This is a genomic window from Pseudomonas sp. RC2C2 (assembly GCF_018390435.1).
Taxonomy (GTDB): domain Bacteria; phylum Pseudomonadota; class Gammaproteobacteria; order Pseudomonadales; family Pseudomonadaceae; genus Aquipseudomonas; species Aquipseudomonas donghuensis.
This window is the reverse complement of record NZ_JAHBAX010000001.1, coordinates 139,413-162,293: the sequence shown is the minus strand read 5'-3', so window position 1 is coordinate 162,293 and position 22,881 is coordinate 139,413. Positions and strand designations below refer to the sequence as shown.

Genomic DNA, 22,881 nt, shown 5'->3' with positions numbered 1-22,881 from the left:
CCCAACCCACGTGACCTTTGGTAGGGGTCACCACTAGGAGAGGAGGCGCCATGCCCATTATTACTCTTCCCGATGGCAGTCAACGTTCATTCGACAAGGCAGTTTCGGTTGCCGAAGTCGCCGCATCCATTGGTGCGGGCCTCGCTAAAGCCACCGTCGCCGGCAAGGTCGACGGCAAGCTGGTCGACGCCTGCGACCTGATCGAAAACGATGCCAGCCTGCAAATCATCACGCCCAAGGACGAAGAGGGGCTGGAGATCATCCGTCACTCGTGCGCCCACCTGGTCGGCCACGCGGTCAAGCAGCTGTACCCGACTGCGCGCATGGTCATCGGTCCGGTCATCGACGAAGGCTTCTATTACGACATCGCCTACGAGCGTCCTTTCACGCCCGAAGACATGGCGGCGATCGAGCAGCGCATGCAGCAGCTGATCGACACCGAATACGACGTCATCAAGAAGGTCACGCCGCGCGCCGAAGTGATCGACGTGTTCAAGGCCCGCGGCGAAGACTACAAGCTGCGCCTGGTCGAGGACATGCCGGATGAACAGGCCATGGGCCTGTACTACCACGAAGAATACGTCGACATGTGCCGCGGCCCGCACGTGCCGAACACCCGTTTCCTGAAATCCTTCAAGCTGACCAAGCTGTCCGGCGCCTACTGGCGCGGCGACGCTAAAAACGAGCAGCTGCAGCGCGTGTACGGCACCGCCTGGGCCGACAAGAAGCAGCTGGCTGCTTACATTCAGCGCATCGAAGAAGCCGAAAAACGCGACCACCGCAAGATCGGCAAGCGCCTGGGCCTGTTCCACCTCCAGGAAGAAGCGCCGGGCATGGTGTTCTGGCACCCGAACGGCTGGACCCTGTACCAGGTACTGGAACAGTACATGCGCAAGGTGCAGCGCGAGAACGGCTACCTGGAGATCAAGACTCCGCAGGTTGTTGACCGTTCGCTGTGGGAAAAGTCTGGCCACTGGGCCAACTACGCCGACAACATGTTCACCACCCAGTCGGAAAACCGCGACTACGCCATCAAGCCGATGAACTGCCCATGCCACGTGCAGGTGTTCAACCAGGGCCTGAAGAGCTACCGCGAGCTGCCGCTGCGTCTGGCCGAGTTCGGTGCCTGCCACCGTAACGAGCCGTCGGGTGCGCTGCACGGCATCATGCGTGTACGTGGCTTCACCCAGGACGACGCGCACATCTTCTGCACCGAAGAGCAGATGCAGTCCGAATCCGCCGCGTTCATCAAGCTGACCATGGATGTCTACGCCGACTTCGGCTTCAAGGACATCGAAATGAAGCTCTCGACCCGCCCTGAAAAGCGCGTCGGTTCCGATGAGCTGTGGGATCGCGCCGAAGCCGCACTGGCCGCCGCCCTCGACAGCGCCGGCCTGCCGTACGACCTGCAGCCGGGCGAAGGTGCCTTCTACGGGCCGAAGATCGAGTTCTCGCTGAAGGATTGCCTGGGTCGCGTGTGGCAGTGTGGTACCCTGCAGCTCGACTTCAACCTGCCGATCCGTCTGGGCGCCGAATTCGTCTCCGAAGACAACGGCCGCAAGCATCCGGTGATGCTGCACCGTGCAATCCTCGGTTCGTTCGAGCGTTTCGTCGGAATTCTCATCGAGCATTACGAAGGTGCATTCCCGGCCTGGCTCGCGCCAACCCAGGCGGTGATCATGAATATCACCGACAAGCAGGCCGAATTCGCCCAGAATGTTGAAAAAACTCTCAATGAAAGCGGGTTCCGTGCCAAGTCCGACTTGAGAAATGAGAAAATCGGCTTTAAAATCCGCGAGCATACTTTGCTCAAGGTCCCTTACCTTTTGGTTATAGGGGATCGCGAAGTCGAAACGCAAACCGTCGCTGTGCGTACTCGTGAAGGCGCTGACCTGGGCTCGATGCCCGTCGCTCAATTCGCTGAATTCCTCGCTCAAGCGGTTTCCCGGCGTGGTCGCCAAGAATCGGAGTAATTACTATTAAGCGTGAAATGAGAAACGATAAACGAGCTGCACCGAAGGCCCCGATCAACGAGAATATCTCGGCACGCGAGGTTCGGTTAATTGGCGCTGACGGCGAGCAGATTGGCATCGTCTCGATTGATGAAGCGCTTCGTATCGCTGAAGAAGCGAAGCTGGACCTGGTAGAGATCTCTGCCGACGCAGTACCGCCTGTCTGCAAAGTCATGGACTACGGCAAGCACCTCTTCGAAAAGAAGAAGCAAGCCAACGAGGCCAAGAAGAATCAGAAGCAGGTCCAGATTAAAGAAATCAAGTTTCGTCCAGGGACGGAGGAGGGGGATTACCAGGTAAAACTACGCAACCTGGTACGTTTCCTGAGTGATGGGGACAGGGCCAAGATTTCCTTGAGATTTCGCGGTCGTGAGATGGCCCACCAGGAGCTGGGTATGGAACTGTTGAAGCGGGTCGAAACTGACCTTTTGGAATACGGTTCCGTCGAACAGCATCCTAAGATGGAAGGACGCCAGCTGATCATGGTCATCGCACCCAAGAAAAAGAAATAACCACCAGGGCACGGCAGGCCTTGCGGTTATGTTTATCAACTGAATGCGGAGTATCCGAACATGCCAAAAATGAAAACCAAAAGCGGTGCAGCGAAGCGTTTCTTGAAAACCGCTTCGGGCTTCAAGCACAAGCACGCTTTCAAGAGCCACATCCTGACCAAAATGTCGACCAAGCGTAAGCGTCAACTGCGTGGTAGCAGCCTGCTGCACCCGTCGGACGTTGCAAAAGTCGAGCGCATGCTGCGCGTACGTTAATTTCGGTCAAAGATTAGAGGAAGTTACTCATGGCTCGTGTAAAGCGTGGCGTCATCGCTCGTAAGCGTCACAAGAAAATTCTGAAACTGGCTAAAGGCTACTACGGCGCTCGCTCGCGCGTATTCCGTGTTGCCAAGCAAGCGGTCATCAAGGCAGGCCAATACGCCTACCGCGACCGTCGTCAGAAAAAACGTCAGTTCCGCGCTCTGTGGATCGCTCGTATCAACGCTGGTGCGCGTATCAACGGTCTGTCCTACAGCCGCCTGATCGCTGGCCTGAAAAAAGCGTCGATCGAAATCGACCGCAAGGTTCTGGCCGATCTGGCAGTGAACGAAAAAGCGGCGTTTGCTGCGATTGTCGAGAAAGCTAAAGCCTCGCTGGCTTAAGTACCCCCGACAATCACCCGGTGTCATTTCCGGCACCTGGTGTTAAACGTCTTAATAGGGGAAGAGCCTGCGCTCTTCCCCTATTTCGTATCTGGAGTCTGTACATGGAAAACCTGGACGCGCTGGTCTCCCAAGCCCTGGAGGCCGTGGAACGCGCTGAAGACATCAATGCCCTGGAACAGATCCGGGTGCACTTCCTTGGCAAGAAAGGCGAACTGACCCAGGTGATGAAGACCCTGGGCAATCTGCCTGCCGAAGAGCGGCCAAAGGTTGGCGCGCTGATCAACGACGCCAAGGAACGCGTCACCGAGGTCCTCAACGCGTGCAAGGCGGCGTTTGAAGAGGCCGAGCTCAGCGCCCGTCTGGCTGCCGAGTGCATTGATGTAACCCTGCCGGGCCGTGGCCAGACCTCCGGTGGTCTGCATCCGATCACCCGTACCCTGGAACGCATCGAGCAGTTCTTCACCCACATCGGCTACGGCATCGCCGAAGGCCCTGAGGTCGAAGACGACTACCACAACTTCGAAGCGCTCAACATTCCCGGCCACCACCCGGCCCGGGCAATGCACGACACCTTCTATTTCAATGCCAACATGCTGCTGCGTACCCACACCTCGCCGGTGCAGGTGCGGACCATGGAGTCCACTCAGCCGCCAATCCGCATTGTCTGCCCGGGCCGCGTTTACCGCTGCGACTCGGACCTGACCCACTCGCCGATGTTCCACCAGGTCGAAGGCCTGCTGATCGATCGCGACATCAATTTTGCCGACCTCAAAGGCACCATCGAAGAATTCCTGCGGGTGTTCTTCGAAAAAGAACTGGCGGTGCGTTTCCGTCCGTCGTTCTTCCCCTTCACCGAGCCATCGGCTGAAGTCGATATCCAGTGCGTGATGTGCAGCGGCAAAGGCTGCCGTGTGTGCAAGCAAACTGGCTGGCTGGAAGTCATGGGCTGCGGCATGGTTCACCCCAACGTGCTGCGCATGTCGGGCATCGACCCCGAAGAGTTCCAGGGCTTTGCCTTCGGCATGGGCGCTGAGCGCCTGGCCATGCTGCGTTACGGCGTCAACGATTTGCGCCTGTTCTTCGACAACGACTTGCGGTTCCTTGCGCAATTTCGCTAGGTCGCGCACCCGTAACGAATCTTTCAGGAGAGCAGGATGAAATTCAGTGAAAAGTGGCTGCGCGGTTGGGTCAACCCGCAGGTATCCCGTGACGATCTGGTCGCCCGTCTGTCGATGGCCGGCCTTGAGGTCGACAGCGTCACCCCGGCCGCCGGCCAGTTCAGCGGCATCATTGTCGGTGAGGTGCTGAGCACCGAACAGCACCCCGATGCCGACAAGCTGCGCGTGTGCCAGGTCAGCAGTGGCAGCGAGACCTTCCAGGTAGTGTGCGGCGCGCCTAACGTGCGCCCTGGCCTGAAGATCCCCTTCGCCATGATCGGCGCCGAACTGCCGGGCGACTTCAAGATCAAGAAGGCCAAGCTGCGTGGCGTTGAATCCAACGGCATGCTCTGCTCGGCCGCCGAGCTGCAGATCAGCGAAGAAAACGACGGCCTGCTGGAGCTGGCTGCCGACGCCCCGGTTGGCGAAGACATTCGCGTGTACCTGGACCTGGACGACGCCAGCATCGAGATCGGCCTGACCCCGAACCGTGGCGACTGCCTGTCTGTAGCTGGCCTGGCGCGTGACGTGGGTGCCTTGTACGACGTACCGGTTGCCCGCCTGCAAGTGCCGGCCGTTGCCGCCGCCCACGACGAAGTGCGTCCGGTTGAAGTGCTGGCGCCAGCGGCCTGCCCACGCTACCTGGGCCGCGTTATCCGTAACGTCGACCTGTCCAGGCCGACTCCGCTGTGGATGGTCGAGCGTCTGCGTCGCTCCGACGTGCGCAGCATCGACGCTGCCGTCGACATCACCAACTACGTGATGCTCGAACTCGGCCAGCCGATGCACGCCTTCGATCTCGCCGAAATCAACGGCGGCATCCGCGTGCGCATGGCGGAAGAGGGCGAGAAGCTGGTATTGCTGGACGGCCAGGAAGTTACCCTGCGTCCCGACACCCTGGTGATCGCCGACCACAGCCGCGCCCTGGCCATTGCCGGCGTAATGGGTGGCGAGCACAGTGGCGTTGCCGCTGGCACCCGCGACCTCTTCCTCGAGAGCGCCTTCTTCGAGCCGATCTCCGTTGCTGGCAAGGCACGCTCCTACGGCCTGCACACCGATGCCTCGCACCGCTACGAGCGTGGCGTCGACTCGCAACTGGCGCGCGAAGCCATCGAGCGCGCAACCGCTCTGCTGCTGGAGATCGTTGGCGGCGAAGCGGGCCCGGTAATCGACGTGACCAGCGAAGCGCACCTGCCCAAGGTCGCACCGATCACCCTGCGCGCCGAGCGCCTGAGCCAGATGCTGGGCATGGAAATGGCCAGCGCCGACGTCGAGCAACTGCTCAACGGCCTGGGCCTGAAAACCACCGCCGGCGAAGGGCAGTGGCAGGTCGAAGTACCTAGCCATCGCTTCGACATCAGCCTGGAAGTCGACCTGATCGAAGAGCTGGCGCGCCTGTACGGCTACAACCGCCTGCCGGTACGTTACCCGCAAGCGCGCCTGGCCCCGCAGGCCAAGGCCGAAGCGCGTGGCGACCTGCCAGCGCTGCGCCGCCTGCTGGTGGCCCGTGGTTACCAGGAAGCCATCACCTACAGCTTCATCGACCCGAAACTGTTCGAACTGTTCAGCCCGGGCGTCGAGCCGCTGCTGCTGGCCAACCCGATCTCCAGCGACATGGCGGCCATGCGTGCCTCCCTGTGGCCGGGCCTGGTCAAGTCGCTGCAGCACAACCTCAACCGTCAGCAAGACCGTGTGCGCCTGTTCGAAAGCGGCCTGCGCTTCGTCGGCCAGCTGGGCGACCTCGAGCAGCAGCCAATGCTCGCCGGTGTCGTCTGCGGCAGCCGCCTGCCGGAAGGCTGGGCAAACGGTCGCGACAGCATCGACTTCTTCGACGTCAAGGCTGATGTCGAGGCGCTGCTGGGCTTCTCCGGCTCGCTGGCCGAGTTCAGCTTCGTGCCAGGCAAACACCCGGCGCTGCACCCGGGCCAGACGGCACGCATCGAGCGTGACGGTCGCGAAGTCGGCTACCTGGGTGCCATCCACCCTGAGCTGGCCAAGACCCTGGGCCTGGACCGTCCGGTGTACGTCTTCGAGCTGGTCCTGGGTGAAGTGGCCGAAGGCCGCCTGCCGAAGTTCAGCGAGCTGTCGAAATTCCCGGAAGTGCGTCGTGACCTGGCCTTGGTCGCAGGACGTGATGTTGCTTCGAGCTCGGTGCTTGAAGTAATTCGTGACAATGCAGGCGAATGGCTCACGGACCTCAGGCTGTTTGATGTTTATCAGGGTAAAGGCATTGATCCTGATAGAAAAAGCCTGGCCGTCGGCTTGACCTGGCAGCATCCATCGCGCACTCTTAATGATGAAGAGGTGAATACCGCGACGCAGAACATCCTCACCTCGCTCGAACAAAGGTTGAACACCACGTTAAGGAAATAGCGTATGGGTGCTCTGACGAAAGCTGAGATGGCCGAACGGCTGTACGAGGAGCTGGGCCTGAACAAACGCGAGGCCAAGGAATTGGTCGAGCTGTTCTTTGAGGAAATCAGGCACGCTCTTGAAGACAACGAGCAGGTCAAATTGTCCGGATTCGGCAATTTCGACCTGCGCGACAAGCGCCAGCGGCCGGGCCGTAACCCCAAAACCGGGGAAGAAATCCCGATCACGGCACGTCGGGTTGTCACCTTTCGTCCAGGGCAGAAGTTGAAAGCCCGAGTTGAGGCCTATGCTGGAACCAAGTCATAACGACGAGCTTCCGCCGATTCCAGGCAAACGCTACTTCACCATTGGTGAAGTGAGCGAGCTTTGCGCGGTAAAACCGCACGTGCTCCGCTACTGGGAGCAGGAATTCCCGCAACTCAACCCGGTAAAGCGCCGCGGTAACCGGCGGTACTATCAGCGCCAAGACGTGCTGATGATCCGCCAGATCCGCGCGCTGCTGTACGACCAAGGCTTCACCATCGGCGGGGCGCGCCTGCGCCTCTCTGGCGATGAAGCCAAGGACGACACCACCCAGTACAAGCAACTGATCCGGCAGATGATTGTCGAGTTGGAAGACGTCTTGGTGGTGCTGAAGAAGTAACCTTTATCGGGCCCTGAATTTTGGAAAAAATGCTTCCATAATTCAAAAGGTTAGGGTACATTCTTCAACGTTCTCAGCAACCAGGGGAACATGCTTCAAGCCCAGTCGGGGCGTAGCGCAGCCCGGTAGCGCACTTGCATGGGGTGCAAGGGGTCGAGTGTTCGAATCACTCCGTCCCGACCATTATTTACTGAGTAAAATCAGGCACTTAAGCCGGTTATCTAAACCGGCTTTTTTGTGTCCGCGCAAAACATGCGCAAAACTCGCGCAAAACTATCCGGCGAAATCGCCGATATCCAGGTCAGCTTCGACCTCGGACCACACCACATCTTCGTGCCCTTTCTGGTAGTTCCTGGTCATGCCTTCGGTAGCGTGGGCGCCTCTGCGGTGCTGGCCGAGCTGCCTGCGCTGCGTCAGCGCCTGCTCCGTGATCCAGACGCCGCCGTTGCCTTGGGCGGCCTGTCCACCGTTGGCCAATTGCTCGACTGGTACAGCGACCGCATGAGCCGCGACCGCTCGCTGTCGGCCAAGCGCAAGACCGGCGCCAAGTCGGCCATTGCGTGCCACCTGAAACCACGGCTGGCCGATCTGCCGATTCGGGCCGTGTCGGCACCTGAGTTGGACAAGCTGCTGATGTGGCCCGCGCAGGAGGTGTTGTCGCTGTCCTACGTGCGCCAACTGTTCGGCCTGCTGGTCGTCGCGTTCCGCCAGGCTCATAAGCTGGGACTGATCGATACCAACCCCATGGCCGCACTGAAGTTCGTCGACTTCACCAAGGCCCGGATCATGCCCAAGCCGGCCCGGCTGCGTGGCGTGCACCTGGTCGAGCTGGTGCCCATGCTGGCCGGCCTGTTCGACAGCGAACCCGGCGAGGCCATGCTTGCACTGATGATGCTGTGCCATGGCACCCGGGTGGGGGAGACCCGTCTGGCGCGCTGGTCCGATATCTCGATGGCCGACAGCGAGTGGTTCATTCCGGCCGAGCACACCAAGACCCGCACCGAGCACCGGCTGCCGCTGACTGCCCAGACTAAGGCCATGCTGAGCCGGTACCGCGCCGCCCAGACCGCCCAGGGCTATGAGGGCATCTACCTGTTCCCGTCGCGGCGTGGCCGGGCCCTGAGCGAGGGTCAGGCCAGTGCCGTGTTCAGTCGCCTGGGCCAGGGTGAGTGGACCAGCCATGACCTGCGCAAGGTCGCCCGCACTGCCTGGACTGACCTGGGCATCGACGGCCACATCGGCGAGATGCTGCTGAACCACTCGCTGGGCAAAATCGCCTCGACCTACATCAACACCCAGGCCCGGGAGCAGCGTCTGGCCGCACTGGAGAAGTGGCACGCCTGGTTAGATGAACGCGGATTCAACGCGGTTCACAACCTGACAGGCGCCCAATATGAAGATTCGCAAAACCCTGTGCAGCCCTTGAGCGACGTGGCCTGCAAGGCAATTCCGAAAATTGTTAATAGCGAGGTTTCAAAAGAATGATCAAGAGCCACGGACCGGCCTTTCGTAAGCAGGCGGTGGACCTGGCTCAGTGCCCGGCGTGCCGTGGCAGAGCCGTGATCAAGGGCGTGTTCCATGACCTGGCCTGCGTGCAGTGCAACGCCTCGGGTTGGGTGGTAGCTGCGACGGGGGAAGCGATGCCAGTGGATGAGCTAGTCACCCAATTGAGCCTGCGCCTGCAGGCCGCACAGCGACAGATTAACGAATTGAAACAACCTCGGGCCGTAGGGCCGGAGGCGATTTATCAGGAAGGCAACCGGCTGGGCGCCGGGGGCATTAATTACACAGGGGATTGAGATAATGATGATTCGAAAGCCAGCTGGTAGGCCGCTGGGAGATACAGAGTATTTGTTGGAGCAATGGGGGTGGTGGCGGATGGATGGAGCAGGATTGCCGAGCTGCATTTCACCGTCTTTTGCATTAATGCGGGAAGCTACGCCACAACCATCGGCGTGTAAGGACTATTGCATTACTGATGACTGGGCGATTGCCATTGACAGTGCAGTTGCCAAGCTATCTCGCCGGGATCAGCAGATGGGGGATGTATTATGGCTCTACTATGGAGCGAAATGGCCCATGGTGCGAGTTGGTAAGCACTACCACATAAGTGAGGGAAAGGCTCGGGAGCTGGTTCGTGCGGGCGCTGCATGGATTGACTGCGCTGTCGTAGATCTACGAGAGTCTGCGTAACTCTGACTCAGTTTAGCGGCATGTAGGGTACGTGATTGATACTGCTTCTCCATGTTTTGAGTGGTGGGAATGCTCGCTCATTATTGTTTTGCGCTATATGCAATATAGCAATTAACCTTAGCTCTTAATCGCTTGACAGTACAGGGATCTCACCTAGCATCTTCCTATATGGCTGAGTAGGTCCAGTGCATCTGGAGGAAGGTAGCATGGTGATCAAATTAATCCCCTGCGTCGCTATGCCAATCTTAATGGTGAGTTTCGCTTTGCATGCACAGACCATTTTTCCTAAAGATGATGATTTGCATGCTATTAAAGATGCATGTGGAGCCGGAAGCATTGAGTCTGTATCAGCAAAGACTCAAGTGGATGCAGCGATCAAAAACTGGAAGCAGGCATCTGTTGATGCGGAGGTGAAAGCCGCGAAACAGAATTTAACCGGTGCTCTTGGTAACTTGAAGGGTGACGAGCATGTCGAAGGTGTTTTTAAAGTATACGTAGCATGTTTGAAAGATACGATCCAGCAGTTTATGGATGATGCAAACAAAAAGGCTCCGGATGTCACTGCAGTTGGCAGTGCGACTATTGTTCGTAACGCATTTTCCTCAGACCAAGAGGCTGAAGACGAAGGATGTAAGCGTGCGACGAAGAATGCCATTGTAAATGCGAAAGATGAGTGCAGTACCAACGAGGTAAAAGTCATTGGGAAAGAGTGTCCTGCTGAAACAGGAGGTGTTAGGACGTACACCTCAAGGATAAATGTAAAGTGCGTGGGGAGTGATCATGTTGCGAGCGAGTCAAGTTAACATTGGGCTGATCTTCGCGTTATTGATTTTTTTTGTTTTTGCTGGCCAAGCGAATGCTAGTTGCCGGGTCGATGATATGGTTAGGCTCTATAAGCAGGGGAGCGGAAAAGCTGCTATTGGAGAGGCCTGTGAAGACGAAGTCGATGATGCGCCAAAGTGTGACTTTGATAAGGTTGTTTCGAAGGTGTTCAAAAAGCAGAGCGCATGGTCAATAGTAGATGATTGCAAGGAGTGTGAAAATCCCAAGTGTTTTACTCAGGTTGGTGAGTGTGACATGGTTCAGATGAAGAAGAACGCTAAGGAAGGAGATAGCTGCGGATGCTTTACTCCGGGTGGCGTCATTCCGGGAGATTTGGTCTGTGACTAATGTTTTTTTACGATTTAAAGAAATATCATTAGATAGTTTTCCGCGCGGAATAGATGTGTTTTCATAGCAGCGTGTATTGCTGTGAACGCAGCGAGACGCTTCCCAAAGCCCTGCCATTTGAGCAGGGCTTTTTCTTTTTTACTCCCTGCAACGGGAGGTATTGAGATGCCGAACATGCCTGAGAAGGATCCTGGCCTGTGGGCCGCTCTGATTGCCTGGGTGATCGCCCATCAGCCGCAGCTCTACGCTGCCGGTCTGTCAGTTGTCATCGCTGCGCTCCGCGTTGTATACGGCGGCGGAACTCGCCGACAGATGTTCTTGGAGGGCGCTTTGTGCGGCCTCATCACCCTGGCTCTGGTGCCGCTGCTCGAATGGTTGGGCTTACCTCAGGGCATGGCCACCTTCGCCGGCGGCGCCGTCGGCTTCATGGGGGTAGAGAAGCTGCGCGGCTACTCCGATCTATTCCTATCGCGCAAGGCTCAGGGGTAACGCATGCCTCTCCCAGACACAGGCAAAAAACCGAAGCCTTATGGCTACCGCTGGCAGCAGGCCCGCGAAGGCTGGTTACGCAGCCATCCGTTGTGCACTCGATGCCATAAAGAAGGTCTCGTAAAGCCCGCCACTGTTGTTGACCACATCAAGCCACACCGCGGTGATATGTCCCTGTTCTGGGATCGCAGCAATTGGCAATCGCTATGCACCAACTGCCACAGCTCCTACAAGCAGCGTTTGGAGAAGTCAGGGCGTGAGGTTGGCTGCGACGTCTGCGGTAGGCCGCTGGACCCACGGCACCACTGGAATCGCCCCTCCTGAGCCCTCACAGGCCCAGTCAAGCGCTCTTGCCAGGGGTAGGGGGGGTAAAAAGTTTTTGGCGAAGCCTTTCCTGACCGTTCGCCCCCCTCTTTGTGCAAAGCCGCGAAATGAAATGTTTTTTTTTGAGAGCAAAAAATGGCTGGGAGACGACCCACTCCGACGGAGCTGAAGCTTGTCAGAGGGAATCCTGGTAAGCGTCCGATCATCCAGCGCTTTCAGCAGGTCGTCACGCTTCACCAGGTAGTCATCACCAATGACAAAGGCCGTTAGCTTGTCAGGCCCCGCTAGCCGCTGGCCTGAATGCACCTCCATGGCGTATTGGGTCGCAGGATCCTCAACCGAAGAACTCCGCGAACTCGTCTTCTTTTGGCTCATCGTCTTTCACTTGGACCTTGGATCGAGCGGCCGGAGTCAGGCCGAACTCGACCAGGTAACTTTTAAAACGACGGTCGACGTCGGCCAGCATGGCAACTGCCGGGTTCGCCTTGAGTACCAGCTCACCTTGGGTGCTGGTGGTTTCGTAGGTGCGCCCCTGTGCATCGACCAGGTCGCGCAGGGCAAGAATTTCGGCGTAGCAATCACAGAGCCGCTCCAGCGCGAAGCCATCGGCTTCAGTGAGCACCCCCATGCGATCCAGCAGAACTGTGAGGCGTCCCCATGCGACCTGGCCTTCACTGCTCAAATGTCCTGGCGCGCTGGGGATACGCTTCGCAGGCTTGGGTTCGTTCTTGTTGAGCCGAGACTTCAAGCTCGACGTTACCTGGCGCTGGCCCGGCCAGGACACCGAAATCCCGGTGCGCCAGGGTGACTACTGCCAAGTGCGTATTGGTGATGACCTGGTGCTATCGGGCTGGATTTACAGCACACCGGTTAGCTACGACAGCAAGTCGGTCAATCGGGCCATTGCCGGCCGCTCGGTGACGTCTGATCTGGTCGACTGCTCGGCGATTAACAAGCCCGGACAATGGCGCGGGCAGAGCGTGCAAAAGATCGTCCAAGCCCTGGCCGAACCCTACGGGGTGCAGGTGCTGAGCCAGGCCGCCGAAACCACGAAGTTGGCCGATCACAGCATCGAGCCGGGAGAAACAGTGTTCGAGTCGATTGACCGCCTGTTGACGCTTTCCCGGCTGCTCTCGACCGACAATGCCCGCGGCCGATTGGTGATCATTCGTCCGGGGAGCGCCGGCCGCGCGGTTGACCGCCTGGAGCTGGGGCAAAACATCCTGACCGGCTCGGCCGCCCTGGACTTTTCCGGGGTGTTTTCTGAATACCGGGTGACGGGCCAGCGCTCGGGCACCGATGAGGAATTCGGCGAAAAGGCCTCGGAGGTGCGGGCGTCGGTCACTGATCCGCGCGCCACGCGTAAGCGGGTGCTGTTGATCCACGAAAGCGGCCAGATGACGCCGACGCTCGCCGAGGCGCGGGCCAACTGGGAGCGCGGCAACCGCATGGGCAAGGCGCTGACCCTGCAATACAAGGTGCAGGGGTGGCGGCAGTCCAACGGCGCGCTATGGCTGCCCAACATGGTCGTGCGGGTGGTCGATGGCCTGATCGGCATCGACCGCGACATGCTGATCAGCGAAATCGAATACAGCCTGGACGAGAATGGCACGGTAGCCAACATCACCGTAGGCCCGCCGGATGCCTTCGACCCCGAACCGAAAGACCCGCACAAAGCCCGCAAACTGAAGAAGGGCGGCAAGGCGGACAACTTCGAATACCTGATCCCCGCTGACTGGAAGCCTGGCACATGAGTGGATTTAAAAACTTCCTGGCCCGGGGCGTGCTGTCGCTGGTGAACGCCGGCAGCAAGATGCAGGGCCTGCAAATGCGGCTGACTGCTGATGAAGTGAAAGACGGCATGGAGCACTTCGAAACCTACGGCCTGACCTCAAATCCCCACCCTGGCGCGGAGGCCCTGGCGGCCTTTCTGAACGGCGACCGCTCGCATGGGGTGGTGATTAGTGTGTCCGACCGGCGCTTTCGCCTGCTGGGGCTCAAAAGCGGCGAGGTGGCGTTGTACACCGACGAAGGCGACTACCTGCACTTCAAGCGAGGTCGTGTGATCGAGGTCAGCACGCTGACCCTCAAGGTCAAGGCGGAAACGGCGGTCGAGTTCGACACGCCGGTCATTCGCACCACGGGACGCATCGAATCTGCCGGCGACCAGATCGCCGCCGGCGTGAGCACGTCCCTGCACGTTCACGAAGGCTCGGACAAAAAGCCGGTACCGGAGGGCTGACATGGCATTGCTCAATGACGACGCGTGCGAACCCGCACCGCCCTGGTGTTTGCCGACTTGTTCAAGCGCGTTGAGCAGCGAGCGGGAGACCTGGCGGCAGATGCTGATCAAAGCCGGAGCAGGGGAGTGACGTGTGAGCAGGCCTATGATGGACTCGGGGGATGATGCTAGGAGGGCAGCCTTCAGAGCGAAGTTGCGATTGCCAGGGCCAGCTGTTCATCGGTCATGTGCGGCTGGCCATAGGCCGAGTGGTAGTACCGAACTGCTTGCTCAAATTGAGCGCCACGAATCTCGCCATCTGAGCCGATGAACGCAAGCGCGTCAGCCTTTGCCGATTTCATATTCGCAGGGCCATAGACCGTTAGTGCAGTGGTTCCGCTAACAACAAGGAGGGGAACAATCGTCGTGATGAACATCGCTTTTTCGATTGGATCATTATTCTCGTGCGCCACAACTGTAGTGCTGGCCAATGCCAGTAAGATCACACCCAGTGTTTTCATTGAATCCATTCCTGACTACTTCCTACCATCTGGTTGAAGGGCGCAACCATAGCAGGGAAAAGGGAGGGCTGACACAAGAAGCCCGGGCTTGGAGGGGAGGCTTGTCAGTGATCAGCCGTTGTTTGCCGCATCACCACCAGTGGGCTTGGTCATGGCCCTATCAGTTCCGCTCCGCGATTCCTGACGTTGCCGAGGGCGGTGTTTACCTTAAACCACTCGAAGGCCTCGGCCGGCTCTCCCTGGTTGAGTGCCATCTGCTCAACCTGCTCGCTCGGCATTCCCGTCGCCATCCACTCCAATGCTCAAGCAACCCAGGCTAGCCTTCGCGATCACCTCGCTACGTCTGATCTCCGGCTGTCCGTCCTGCTCGCCGCCCCAGCCCAGGGTAGTGGCTGTGGGGTGCCAGCCACCACCGGTGTCGGCAGCGTGGTTCATGGAGTCGCGCGAGGCGAACTTGACCCAGCGGCTGCTCAACGAATTGTCGCCATTACCGATGCCGGTGACCAAGGATTGATTGCCCTGCGAGCGTGCCAGGCCTACGCACGAGGCATCGGGAAGTAAGCAGTAAAGAGACTGCTTTCGACCCAAAGCGGGCTTTCGCGAAGGGCAGCAATCGGCCAATAGCTGCCACAGATCAAAGGCTGGGCCAGGCCGATTAGCGTCCCTCTAGACACCTGCCTATTCGATTCAAATAGACCAAGTCGTCAAATAGTTGCTCACCAATGCAGAAGGCATCGGCGTGCCGTTCTTCAAGCACAAAACCGCATTTTTCTAACACACGACATGACCCGATATTTCCATCGGTAACGACGCCCTTGAGTGCATCCAAACAAAGAACATCTCGGGCATAGCTGATCACTGCTTGTAGAGATTCAGAACCATACCCTTTGCCTTGAAATTGCGGGAGCAACATATAGCCGACTTCAGCTGTCGAGCCGGTCGGCTCTGCCAGCTTCAGACCTGTCACACCGATAGCTTCCTGGATATGTGGATCGAACATGACAAGGCATAGCCAGTGCGTTGAGCCGGGCAACCACAGGGGCAGCCTTGACTCGAACCTTTCGCGGACTTCGGATTGAGTTTGTGTATCGCAGACGTATCGGGTGACACGCTGATCGCCGTGCAGCGCGAGGAACAGCGGCCAGTCATCTTCGATTATCTGCCTCATGTTTAAACGCTCACTGTGCAGCTCCACCGCGCCAATCTCCCTATCTAGTCGGCCCAAGAGGTAATCAATCAGTTTTTCGCCTGTTGATGATCGCTTTCTGCATGCCTTGAATGACGGCTATGGGTCGAAAGCAGCCGGTCATGAGTGACCGCTATCACCCGGAGCGGACCAAGTCAATGGAGCGCATCATCAACTGGTATCGGTTAGAATCCGCAGCTTATTTCAACAATGCTTGCTACAAACAAGGAAATTCCATGACAAGGATGGCTGCTGTTTTCACTTTACTGAGTTGCATGGCGTCGGCCTCGGCATTGGCGGCGTCTGATTGTCCGTTTCCGCAGGGAGTGCAGGCATCCATCGGTGCGTCGAAGGAAGCTATTGCGGCCAGGCAAGCGGGCGTTGCCAAGGATGATCTGCTCACCAGGATTTCCCCCACAGCCAACGGGCAGATGTCCAAGATGCTAAAGAGCATCGTCGACGAGGTTTACGATTATCCAGCACTGCTGCCCGAGGTGTATGCCGCCTTCCGGTTCGAGCACTGCTTTGTTTCGCAGCAGCACGCCGAACAGGTGGCGGCTATGAAGTTTGCCGATGCCTACCCGCTGCTGAAGAAATGCGAACAGCTCGACCCGGAAGGGGCTCGACCGCCTTGTGCAATGCGTGTAGTGCATACGTTGACCGGAATTCCCGAGTAAACGATCCGTTAATTTGCTCGCGGGAATGCATGCTGTGTTGCTGCGTCCTGAAATCGAGAGCGAGAGATCGTCTCCATCCTTGTCCGCATCGAATGTCCGCTTCTGGCCGGAAGGTGACACTGGTAGTCGTCGCTGATCTGATCGATCCGTAGCGAAACCCAGATGGTTGTAGACCTATACTGCTTTGACCAAATGATAGGAGCAGCAGAATGTGAAGAAGACCTTGGCGGGAGTTATTGAGGCTGGTGAGCCGTTGATTCGGCAGGCTATCGATGCACAGCGGCGCTACCAAGCTGCCCAGGACGCCGGTGAGCCAGCAAAGGAAATCGAGCGCCTGCGGCTGGAGGCTGAGTCGCTGTACCAGACAGTCACTGAGTACCAGCTGAGGTCGCTCGGCGGGCCTGCACGCTCACTACATTGAGCGTCATGCACGTCTGATGAGCGAGGACTCATAAGTAACTCATAACGAAGGACGCCTCGCTATTAGCCGTTCCAGGTCTTACACCCAAGTCATTCTTGTCTCCGTTCCGGTCATTCATTCCATGCATGGGAGCTCCCATAAGCCGCCGCTCGATAAATTGAGAACGGGGACTTGCGGAGGGCACGATGATATTGTGGCAGCGGGAACAAGCCTGTTCGCTATGAGGGAAAGAATGATTGAAACAGACCGGTTGAAGCTCAGGGATTGGCGAGAGGCGGATAAGCCCCTGCTGTGCGTAATCCATGCTGATCCTGAGGTAATGCAGTTCCTCGGGGGCACGAAGACTGCGTCTGAGACCTGCGATGTAGTTGACCAACTGACGCGGCTTTCTGAAGGCGGCGAGCCAACTTTCTGGGCTGCCGAACGTATCGATGATGGCTCGTTGATCGGCGCAGTTGGCCTGCATTGGCTCGGAGATGATTTTCCATTCGGTCCGGCTTTAGAGGTGGGTTGGCGACTTGGTCGCGACTATTGGGGCAAGGGTTATGCGACCGAAGCAGCTCGCGCGGCTCTCGATTATGCATTTAGCACCTTGGATGTGCCCCGCGTTTACGCTTTTACCGCATTGGCGAACAAGCGTTCTGAAATTGTAATGCAGCGGCTGGGGATGACGAGAGTTGAGGGCGGCGAATTCCTTCATCCCGATTATCCTCCGACCGACGCGAGCGCGATGCACATGCTGTATGTTGCCGAAAAGACGTTATGGATGTCGAATAGCTAGCATCACGGTGAGCGCAATGGAAAACCTCGCGGACAAGATTCAGCAGGCAGAGGCGTTCATGTGCGAGGTGCTTGCCGCTGTACGCCGGTATTACGAAGCGAAGGGCCTGCTTCCGCCGGATGAGGTCGAGCGCCTGCGGCTTGAGGCTGAATCGCTTTACCAAGCTGTCACCGAGTACCAGTTGCGGTCGCTTGGTGGGCCTGCGCGAACGCTGCATTAAGCGCTAACCCTTCGGCGGCATTGCACCCCAGGTGATCGGGCAGCCACCAATACGTCGATTCTTCAGTTCGGTGTTTTCTACAAGGGCATCGGACAACTCCCAGGTCATGCGCTCGATCCTAGTGTTCAGCTTGGTGATCTCGGCGGCCTGGGCCTGGTGGATGGCCACCAGCTTCTCGATGTTGTCCCGGGCCCGGTCGAGCTCATGCCGCAACTGCTCGCACTCGGCTTCGACCAGGCGCGCATGCTGGCGCAACATTTGAACAGGCGAGGGCATGCCCAGCGCGAAGCTGTCGTCTTCGATGATCACGGTGCAGGCCTATCGATACTGTTTGGATATACAGTAATCGAGGTAGGTTAATTCTGACCAGCCCAGGGTGACGAGCTGCAGGGGAGAGGGGATTGTGATTGGTCGGCAGGACGCCGGAGAAGGGTACTTTTGCTGTCTAATACTGCTGGCGTAAACGGCCTATTTGCTCGCCGAAAACCGTCGAAAATGGCGAATGCATATTAGACACCTGCAATGCATACGCCACGTATTTCAAGGCCTAGAGCTGATCTTTACCCATACTGCTGCAATAGCGAAAGGAGGATCAGCTAATCATGGGAATTTGCGTGTTAAGGAAAATCCACGCGGCATATGTGAAGCACCCCATTCCTGTGGCGAACGCTAGCAATCCCAGTAGACCTGCGCCCCACATTCCCCAATCCCACAACTTTGATGGGTCTCCTTCGTCGGGGTCGGGCTTCCCGTTCTTCCAGGCCTCCATCTGTCGACCGACGATTTCGCCAAAGACGTAGTCGCGCCCGAGGAGCAGGGTCAGTACTACTCCAAACAAGATTATTGCCGCAGTCAGGAATACCCAGGCGAGCTGAACGGGAATGACGGTGGTCACGGGAAAGACGACCTTCGCGGAAAAGAAATTTGCGCATACAGCCAGGGCGCCCCCGCTGAGAAGGAGCAAGGTTTTAACCAGGTCTTGAGCTCTAGCAACAACCTTTTCCTGTGATTCGTTATGCCGATCGATGTGGCTGTTCACATCCGTGTGGGGGGGCGTGCTCATGATTTAACCCTGATAATTTGTGGTGGCGTCCTATCATCTGATGGTACTGATTTAGGCCCAAAAACTGAACTGGCGACGGCGTTAGCCTGCGCAAAACCATCCGTCCAGACCGCGTGTTTCCGTTTGCAAAACCACGAAAAAACCGATGCTGTGGCGGTCAGGCTTTGGGTTGAATGTTAGTAAAATCAGAGACTTACTGTCCTTTCGCCCGCTGCATGGGGTGCAAGGGGTCGAGTGTTCGAATCACTCCGTCCCGACCATTATTTAGAACGACTAAGCCACCTTCGGGTGGCTTTGTTGTTTCTGGGGTAGGGCACTTTTGGTTGAATTGGCCTTGTTCAATATCCCGATCTTCTGCTCAGAATAGTTAGTGCTGGTCCTCGTGAAGCAGTGGCTCACATCGTATTTGTCGCCTCTATCAACTGGTAAGCCCGGCTTCCGAGTTGTGGCTGCTGGTGCTCCCGTTCTTGAGATTAACCTTAATGAAAGGCCTGAGGTGCTTGGGCATCAATGTGCCGGGGTAATCTGAACAGATATCGCAATCCATTGATTTTAAAGTGATATTTCTGTTTGTTTTTTCTTGTGGAATGCCATTTGGAATGCCGATAGGATTTGCTTGGTACCTTGGGGCGTCATGATGGGGGGCTATTGCTAAGTCGTTCCTTTACCACTTACCTGGAGATCGGACTGGCTGATACGCGTAGTGCGCGACAACAGACCAGGCCACTGATTCTCCAGGGGCATCGGTCGCACAACAGACAGGCCGAATGGTTGGCTACAGGGCCATGGTGATCGCGTTGCGTCAGATGTTGTTCACCTTTGTTCGCACTGTAGCTCCGCAAGGCGGAGTGGAGCGAATTCGATCTGGAACGGGCCGAATAGCGAATTCCGGCTGAGCGTATGAAGATGTGAGAGTCGCACATCGTCCCGTTCTCCAGGCAGATGGCCGAGTTGCTGTGTGAACTGAGCACCCATACAGGTGGTCATCGGCTATTTTTTCCGAACTATCGCAAGCCAAACGAATTCATGATCGCCACAACGCTGAATTGGGCACTTGGGCACATGGGCTTCAATGGTAAGGACAGCATAAGCTTTTCAGCCTATGGCTTTCGTGCGACAGCTTCGACCATGTTGAACGAAACGGGATATCGCGCAGCCGTGATCAATCGTCAGTTGGCACATGCCAAGAGAAACAAAGCTCGTGCAAACTAAAATCAGGCTGAATATAGTGAAGGACAACGCCAGATGATGAAGGCGTGGTCTGACGAAATTGATGCTTGAATTATGGTGGTGGATGATCCTGATTTGTTTTTTAAATAATTTTCTTTTATTGATATCGCAAGGCTGTTTACTGGATTTCTGACAGCCTTGCTAGTAATTAAGATGCTTCGGCAAGGTGTTTTTGGCGGAGAATGAATAGATCAAGCTGCCTGTGCAAAATTTAGCTGTCGATCAGTTGTTTCAGTCTTGTTGGGATGTAAATTCCTTTCTCTTCTTCCAGTTTGAGCAGTATCTCTAGCACTTGAGTTCGCTTCAGATCATGTTTGTCGGCTAGCTTGTCAAGGCGCTTAATGGCTTTGTCGGATAGGATGAAATTGTGTTGCTTTTTGCCAGTCATTTTGGCGCGATATTTATTTTGGCTCCATCGTTTCTTGATGGAGCTCATAAGTAGTGCTTTGTCTGATGCATTGATAAATGGTGAATCAAGTAAAATAATTAAATCGTCCTTATCTTGCGGTTGGCTTTGGAGATAGGTCAAGGGTGAGTGTTTGACTTTGATTATTTCCCATGCCGTATTCAGTTTTTCTTTCTCATCTGGGCCATCGAACCATTTAAATAGGTCGTCTGATTTTGTATGGGTTTCCCATTCGGATCTTATTTGGTTGATTGTTGCTGACTTTTGAATGTTGTCTGTTTGCCATGTGTCAATTGCTGCAATGGTTAGATCTCTGTCGGCTAGAATTTCGGGGCCGTTTGTGTAGGTTATTCCATTTTTTTCGGTCAGTTTTCTAATTATGAAAGCGTTCTGTCTTTTGTTGTTTGTTATCCACTGAAAGCTCTGCTCGGGCAAGAGGTTGGTGCTCTTTTGGTACTCGATTGATTGTTTTAGTCCTGGCTGGTTGATGATGACTTCCGCCATTCGATCACGCATGCCTGGGCTTCCTAATTCCCCTAGGTTTATATTTTGAAAGTTTTCCCTTATGAGAAACCATAGCCAGGTAGCAAATCGTCTGTCGGCATTGAGGCTATTAAATATCTTTTGAAGTTTATCGTTGAAACGGACTGCCATGTCTGTGGTTCGCCTGGTAGGTGGTGGAAGGATTGTAGTAAATCTCTAGTAGATCCATAGTGGAAAAATAGTCGATTTTTAGCTGTTTTTTAGCGAAATCCTATGGCTTTTCTAGAATAGAAAATTAGCTAATGTGTCAGTATACATGGGGTTTTAATGAGGTAAAGCTTGCTGTGAGAGGGGCCTTATTCTCCCAAAGCATGTGAGGCTGTCGGAGCCGCCTCTTGCAAGTGGAATGGGCTGCGGGCGGTGTTGGCTTCGGGGGGTGGTAGAAAGGTGCGCCTACAAATCAGGAGAGTGCTCGGTCGTTTATCTACTTACACAACTCCATTGGTTTGGTTGAGTTTGTACCTCGTTATTTTTCTGTGACTGCATAGTCGGGGTTGTGGGTGCAGGATCAAAAGTTGAAGTCTGTTTTTTCGGGTGGGCTGATCATCAAGTAAAGAATTACGAGGAAGCCAGATCTGATGAGTAAAATTAGGAGCTCATCATGAAAATAATTCGACTGCAGCAGGTGATGGAAATGACAGGCCTTGGGCGCTCGACGGTTTACAAGTATGTTTCCGGTAACTGGTTCCCGAAGCCGATCCCCTTGGGAGGGCGGAGTGTTGGGTGGCTGGAGAGTGAGGTTAAGGAATGGATCTTGGATCGAATTGAGGAGCGCGACACGCAAGGAATCGTTTCGGTTTGATCTTAAAGTTCTCTATGGTTTTAGATGAGGTGCTACGGCCAGGTTAGCTGGTCGTGGCAATTTTTTTCCAGAGTTTATTTTTGGAGTTTTGCATGGTTTTTATTGGATGTCTTCCCGGTGGTGATAGGCATTTTTCTTATTGGGTCTATCGGTATTGGTAGTATGCTTTATTATTTGTGTATCAGGTGTCATTGTGTTTGGGTATGTGTTAGTGATGAATTGCAGGAATCCGTGGGATGCCTGAATGATGTGCATCGCAGATGCGTCGTAAAAAACTACTCATTGCTAGAAGTTTATGAAACTAGCACCGGAGTGTTTGAAAATGCAGCGTCTTCCTCAAAACCGAAATCTGATTATTCATGATGCAAGCAGCTATTTGGGATTCCCTATTCAAGTCGATAAAGGGCCTTTTGTTCAACAGTATCTGGAAAGACTTCACAGTACTACAGAGAGGGCTGTTCAGCAGTATTCACGTGTTTTCGCATTTAGGGTTGATCTGAGGTTTCCTACAGGCGTTGATCTGCCTGAAAGCTATTACACGAATCAGGTAATTGATCGATTTGTTGAATCGTTTAAGGCCAAGATACGGCACAATCGTCGAATAGCACGAATGGAGAACAAGAGTGCGCATGACAGTAATGTGCGGTGCGTCTGGAGCAGGGAGGTGGGGCAGCATGGAAGACCCCACTATCACATGGCCTTCCTGCTGAACTTCGATGCGTTCAATGCCCTTGGAAAATTCGAGGCCGGAAGAGACAACATGTTCAATCGTCTTGAGGGGGCATGGGCCAGTGCCCTGGGACTACCAGTTGAAGCGGTCAGGGGGCTGGTCGAGATACCGACCAATCCAACCTACTGTCTACGTCGGAATGACCCGCAGAGCCAGGCTGACTTTTTCTACAGGACCAGCTACCTCTGCAAGGTAGCCACCAAGGTTTATGGGGATGGCCAGCATGGCTTCGGTGCGAGCCGGCTGTGACAGCCCTTTGCAATGCCTTTCGTGCTGATAACCAATAGCATCTGTACTCTCCTCGCTCAAAAGAGATTCAGGCGAGGGAGCAAGATCAGCGCTATCAGGCAACTCAGCAAGTGATCGAAGTCGCCCTCTACGTGGGTACCGTGCTTGATTGCTACGCCCGTACCTGTTTGGTCAGGATTGTATGAGGCCGATGAAGGCCTCGGTCAGTTGCCCAAACTGCAGAAAGCGTGGAGAGCGGCTTTACCCACGCCGTGCCAATGGATAAGGTGATGTATTTTGCATCATAGCAGGCGGTAGTATCCCAGGGATGGCCA

At 56.0% G+C, this 22,881-nt stretch carries 30 protein-coding genes, 1 tRNA gene and 3 pseudogenes; 27 read left to right on the top strand and 7 right to left on the bottom strand.

The genetic code is table 11. The features are described 5' to 3' along the window. The first annotated feature begins 50 nt into the window (after positions 1–50). From thrS to KHO53_RS00695, 16 genes are all read left to right on the top strand, one after another. Positions 51–1,973 carry a threonine--tRNA ligase gene (gene thrS, locus KHO53_RS00770; RefSeq protein WP_010222416.1) on the top strand — a complete coding sequence of 641 codons (1,923 nt, stop codon included), beginning with the start codon at positions 51–53 and terminating at the stop codon, positions 1,971–1,973. Next, positions 1,973–2,524 (top strand): translation initiation factor IF-3, encoded by a 552-nt coding sequence (gene infC, locus KHO53_RS00765; RefSeq protein WP_174242331.1) that lies wholly within the window; start codon positions 1,973–1,975, stop codon positions 2,522–2,524. Before thrS ends, infC begins: the two co-directional genes overlap by 1 nt. 60 nt (positions 2,525–2,584) lie before the next feature. Then, positions 2,585–2,779 carry a 50S ribosomal protein L35 gene (gene rpmI / locus KHO53_RS00760; RefSeq protein WP_009394045.1) on the top strand — a complete coding sequence of 65 codons (195 nt, stop codon included), beginning with the start codon at positions 2,585–2,587 and terminating at the stop codon, positions 2,777–2,779. A 29-nt stretch (positions 2,780–2,808) separates the two neighbouring features. Further along, positions 2,809–3,165 carry a 50S ribosomal protein L20 gene (rplT, locus tag KHO53_RS00755; protein WP_010222414.1) on the top strand — a complete coding sequence of 119 codons (357 nt, stop codon included), beginning with the start codon at positions 2,809–2,811 and terminating at the stop codon, positions 3,163–3,165. Positions 3,166–3,269: 104 nt separating this feature from the next. After that, positions 3,270–4,286 (top strand): phenylalanine--tRNA ligase subunit alpha, encoded by a 1,017-nt coding sequence (gene pheS / locus KHO53_RS00750; protein ID WP_213569848.1) that lies wholly within the window; start codon positions 3,270–3,272, stop codon positions 4,284–4,286. Positions 4,287–4,322: 36 nt separating this feature from the next. Next, positions 4,323–6,698 carry a phenylalanine--tRNA ligase subunit beta gene (gene pheT, locus KHO53_RS00745; protein ID WP_213569847.1) on the top strand — a complete coding sequence of 792 codons (2,376 nt, stop codon included), beginning with the start codon at positions 4,323–4,325 and terminating at the stop codon, positions 6,696–6,698. 3 nt (positions 6,699–6,701) lie between these two features. After that, positions 6,702–7,004: an integration host factor subunit alpha gene (ihfA, locus tag KHO53_RS00740; protein WP_002553164.1), complete on the top strand. Its 303-nt coding sequence runs from the start codon at positions 6,702–6,704 to the stop codon at positions 7,002–7,004. After that, positions 6,985–7,341, top strand: a complete 357-nt coding sequence (locus KHO53_RS00735; protein ID WP_010222411.1) for a MerR family transcriptional regulator — start codon at positions 6,985–6,987, stop codon at positions 7,339–7,341. Before ihfA ends, KHO53_RS00735 begins: the two co-directional genes overlap by 20 nt. 106 nt (positions 7,342–7,447) lie before the next feature. Then, positions 7,448–7,524, top strand: a tRNA-Pro gene (locus tag KHO53_RS00730). Positions 7,525–7,593: 69 nt separating this feature from the next. Continuing rightward, positions 7,594–8,826, top strand: coding sequence for a tyrosine-type recombinase/integrase (locus tag KHO53_RS00725; protein ID WP_249684216.1), 1,233 nt, complete (start codon positions 7,594–7,596; stop codon positions 8,824–8,826). After that, the gene (locus KHO53_RS00720; RefSeq protein WP_213569846.1) at positions 8,823–9,140 is read left to right on the top strand and encodes a hypothetical protein; all 318 of its coding nucleotides are present in this window, start codon (positions 8,823–8,825) and stop codon (positions 9,138–9,140) included. Before KHO53_RS00725 ends, KHO53_RS00720 begins: the two co-directional genes overlap by 4 nt. Positions 9,141–9,144: 4 nt before the next feature. After that, on the top strand, positions 9,145–9,534 hold the full coding sequence (locus tag KHO53_RS00715) for an antiterminator Q family protein (protein ID WP_177329181.1): 390 nt from the start codon (positions 9,145–9,147) through the stop codon (positions 9,532–9,534). Between the two features lie 206 nt (positions 9,535–9,740). Further along, complete coding sequence (locus KHO53_RS00710; RefSeq protein ID WP_213569845.1) at positions 9,741–10,337, top strand: hypothetical protein; 597 nt, start codon at positions 9,741–9,743, stop codon at positions 10,335–10,337. Beyond that, positions 10,315–10,704, top strand: a complete 390-nt coding sequence (locus KHO53_RS00705; RefSeq protein WP_213569844.1) for a hypothetical protein — start codon at positions 10,315–10,317, stop codon at positions 10,702–10,704. Before KHO53_RS00710 ends, KHO53_RS00705 begins: the two co-directional genes overlap by 23 nt. 165 nt (positions 10,705–10,869) lie before the next feature. Continuing rightward, complete coding sequence (locus tag KHO53_RS00700; RefSeq protein ID WP_213569843.1) at positions 10,870–11,193, top strand: phage holin, lambda family; 324 nt, start codon at positions 10,870–10,872, stop codon at positions 11,191–11,193. A gap of 3 nt (positions 11,194–11,196) precedes the next feature. Further along, positions 11,197–11,517 carry an HNH endonuclease gene (locus KHO53_RS00695; RefSeq protein WP_213569842.1) on the top strand — a complete coding sequence of 107 codons (321 nt, stop codon included), beginning with the start codon at positions 11,197–11,199 and terminating at the stop codon, positions 11,515–11,517. A gap of 334 nt (positions 11,518–11,851) precedes the next feature. On the opposite strand, the gene KHO53_RS00690 is transcribed toward KHO53_RS00695, so the two are convergent. After that, positions 11,852–12,265 (bottom strand): phage terminase small subunit P27 family, encoded by a 414-nt coding sequence (locus tag KHO53_RS00690; protein ID WP_249684214.1) that lies wholly within the window; start codon positions 12,263–12,265, stop codon positions 11,852–11,854. Here KHO53_RS00690 and KHO53_RS00685 point away from each other — a divergent pair. The 3 genes and pseudogenes from KHO53_RS00685 to KHO53_RS00675 form a co-directional block, all read left to right on the top strand. Beyond that, entirely contained in the window at positions 12,249–13,271 is a 1,023-nt protein-coding gene (locus KHO53_RS00685; RefSeq protein ID WP_213569841.1) for a phage baseplate assembly protein, read from the top strand. The two genes, KHO53_RS00690 and KHO53_RS00685, sit on opposite strands and share 17 nt — an antisense overlap. Further along, positions 13,268–13,759, top strand: a complete 492-nt coding sequence (locus KHO53_RS00680) for a phage baseplate assembly protein V (protein ID WP_038995182.1) — start codon at positions 13,268–13,270, stop codon at positions 13,757–13,759. The genes KHO53_RS00685 and KHO53_RS00680 overlap by 4 nt, the downstream gene beginning before the upstream one ends. Positions 13,760–13,792: 33 nt before the next feature. Further along, positions 13,793–13,924 (top strand): annotated as a pseudogene (locus KHO53_RS00675) (DUF2514 family protein); the annotation flags it as partial. 17 nt (positions 13,925–13,941) lie between these two features. On the opposite strand, the gene KHO53_RS00670 reads toward KHO53_RS00675, so the two are convergent. Both KHO53_RS00670 and KHO53_RS25545 read right to left on the bottom strand, forming a co-directional pair. Next, positions 13,942–14,259, bottom strand: a complete 318-nt coding sequence (locus KHO53_RS00670; protein WP_349628456.1) for a DUF2388 domain-containing protein — start codon at positions 14,257–14,259, stop codon at positions 13,942–13,944. 149 nt (positions 14,260–14,408) lie between these two features. Then, positions 14,409–14,561 (bottom strand): annotated as a pseudogene (locus KHO53_RS25545) (DUF159 family protein); the annotation flags it as partial. On the opposite strand from KHO53_RS25545, the pseudogene KHO53_RS25540 reads away from it, so the two are divergent. Further along, a pseudogene (locus KHO53_RS25540) lies at positions 14,554–14,820 on the top strand (lysis system spanin subunit); the annotation flags it as partial. The pseudogenes KHO53_RS25545 and KHO53_RS25540 overlap by 8 nt on opposite strands. Positions 14,821–14,914: 94 nt before the next feature. Here the strand turns inward: KHO53_RS25540 and KHO53_RS00665 are convergent. Beyond that, positions 14,915–15,454, bottom strand: coding sequence for a GNAT family N-acetyltransferase (locus KHO53_RS00665; RefSeq protein ID WP_349628455.1), 540 nt, complete (start codon positions 15,452–15,454; stop codon positions 14,915–14,917). A 113-nt stretch (positions 15,455–15,567) separates the two neighbouring features. On the opposite strand from KHO53_RS00665, the gene KHO53_RS00660 reads away from it, so the two are divergent. From KHO53_RS00660 to KHO53_RS00645, 4 genes are all read left to right on the top strand, one after another. Next, a complete protein-coding gene (locus KHO53_RS00660; RefSeq protein ID WP_213569839.1) occupies positions 15,568–16,122 on the top strand; it encodes a hypothetical protein in 555 nt (184 codons plus the stop codon). Between the two features lie 211 nt (positions 16,123–16,333). After that, positions 16,334–16,543: a hypothetical protein gene (locus KHO53_RS00655; RefSeq protein WP_213569838.1), complete on the top strand. Its 210-nt coding sequence runs from the start codon at positions 16,334–16,336 to the stop codon at positions 16,541–16,543. 232 nt (positions 16,544–16,775) lie between these two features. Next, positions 16,776–17,324, top strand: a complete 549-nt coding sequence (locus KHO53_RS00650) for a GNAT family N-acetyltransferase (RefSeq protein WP_213569837.1) — start codon at positions 16,776–16,778, stop codon at positions 17,322–17,324. 16 nt (positions 17,325–17,340) lie between these two features. Further along, on the top strand, positions 17,341–17,544 hold the full coding sequence (locus KHO53_RS00645) for a hypothetical protein (RefSeq protein WP_213569836.1): 204 nt from the start codon (positions 17,341–17,343) through the stop codon (positions 17,542–17,544). Positions 17,545–17,547: 3 nt separating this feature from the next. Here the strand turns inward: KHO53_RS00645 and KHO53_RS00640 are convergent, their stop codons facing one another. Both KHO53_RS00640 and KHO53_RS00635 read right to left on the bottom strand, forming a co-directional pair. Continuing rightward, positions 17,548–17,853, bottom strand: a complete 306-nt coding sequence (locus tag KHO53_RS00640) for a hypothetical protein (RefSeq protein WP_213569835.1) — start codon at positions 17,851–17,853, stop codon at positions 17,548–17,550. A gap of 283 nt (positions 17,854–18,136) precedes the next feature. Next, a complete protein-coding gene (locus KHO53_RS00635; RefSeq protein WP_213569834.1) occupies positions 18,137–18,607 on the bottom strand; it encodes a hypothetical protein in 471 nt (156 codons plus the stop codon). Between the two features lie 942 nt (positions 18,608–19,549). Between KHO53_RS00635 and KHO53_RS00630 the strand changes: the two genes are divergently transcribed. Next, on the top strand, positions 19,550–19,819 hold the full coding sequence (locus KHO53_RS00630) for a site-specific integrase (protein ID WP_213569833.1): 270 nt from the start codon (positions 19,550–19,552) through the stop codon (positions 19,817–19,819). A 229-nt stretch (positions 19,820–20,048) separates the two neighbouring features. Here KHO53_RS00630 and KHO53_RS00625 read toward each other — a convergent pair whose 3' ends face one another. Continuing rightward, the gene (locus KHO53_RS00625; protein ID WP_249684210.1) at positions 20,049–20,897 is read right to left on the bottom strand and encodes a hypothetical protein; all 849 of its coding nucleotides are present in this window, start codon (positions 20,895–20,897) and stop codon (positions 20,049–20,051) included. Positions 20,898–21,387: 490 nt separating this feature from the next. On the opposite strand from KHO53_RS00625, the gene KHO53_RS00620 reads away from it, so the two are divergent. Then, positions 21,388–21,588: a helix-turn-helix transcriptional regulator gene (locus tag KHO53_RS00620; protein ID WP_060493989.1), complete on the top strand. Its 201-nt coding sequence runs from the start codon at positions 21,388–21,390 to the stop codon at positions 21,586–21,588. A 322-nt stretch (positions 21,589–21,910) separates the two neighbouring features. After that, complete coding sequence (locus KHO53_RS00615) at positions 21,911–22,567, top strand: inovirus Gp2 family protein (RefSeq protein WP_122048473.1); 657 nt, start codon at positions 21,911–21,913, stop codon at positions 22,565–22,567. The last annotated feature ends 314 nt before the right edge of the window (positions 22,568–22,881 follow it).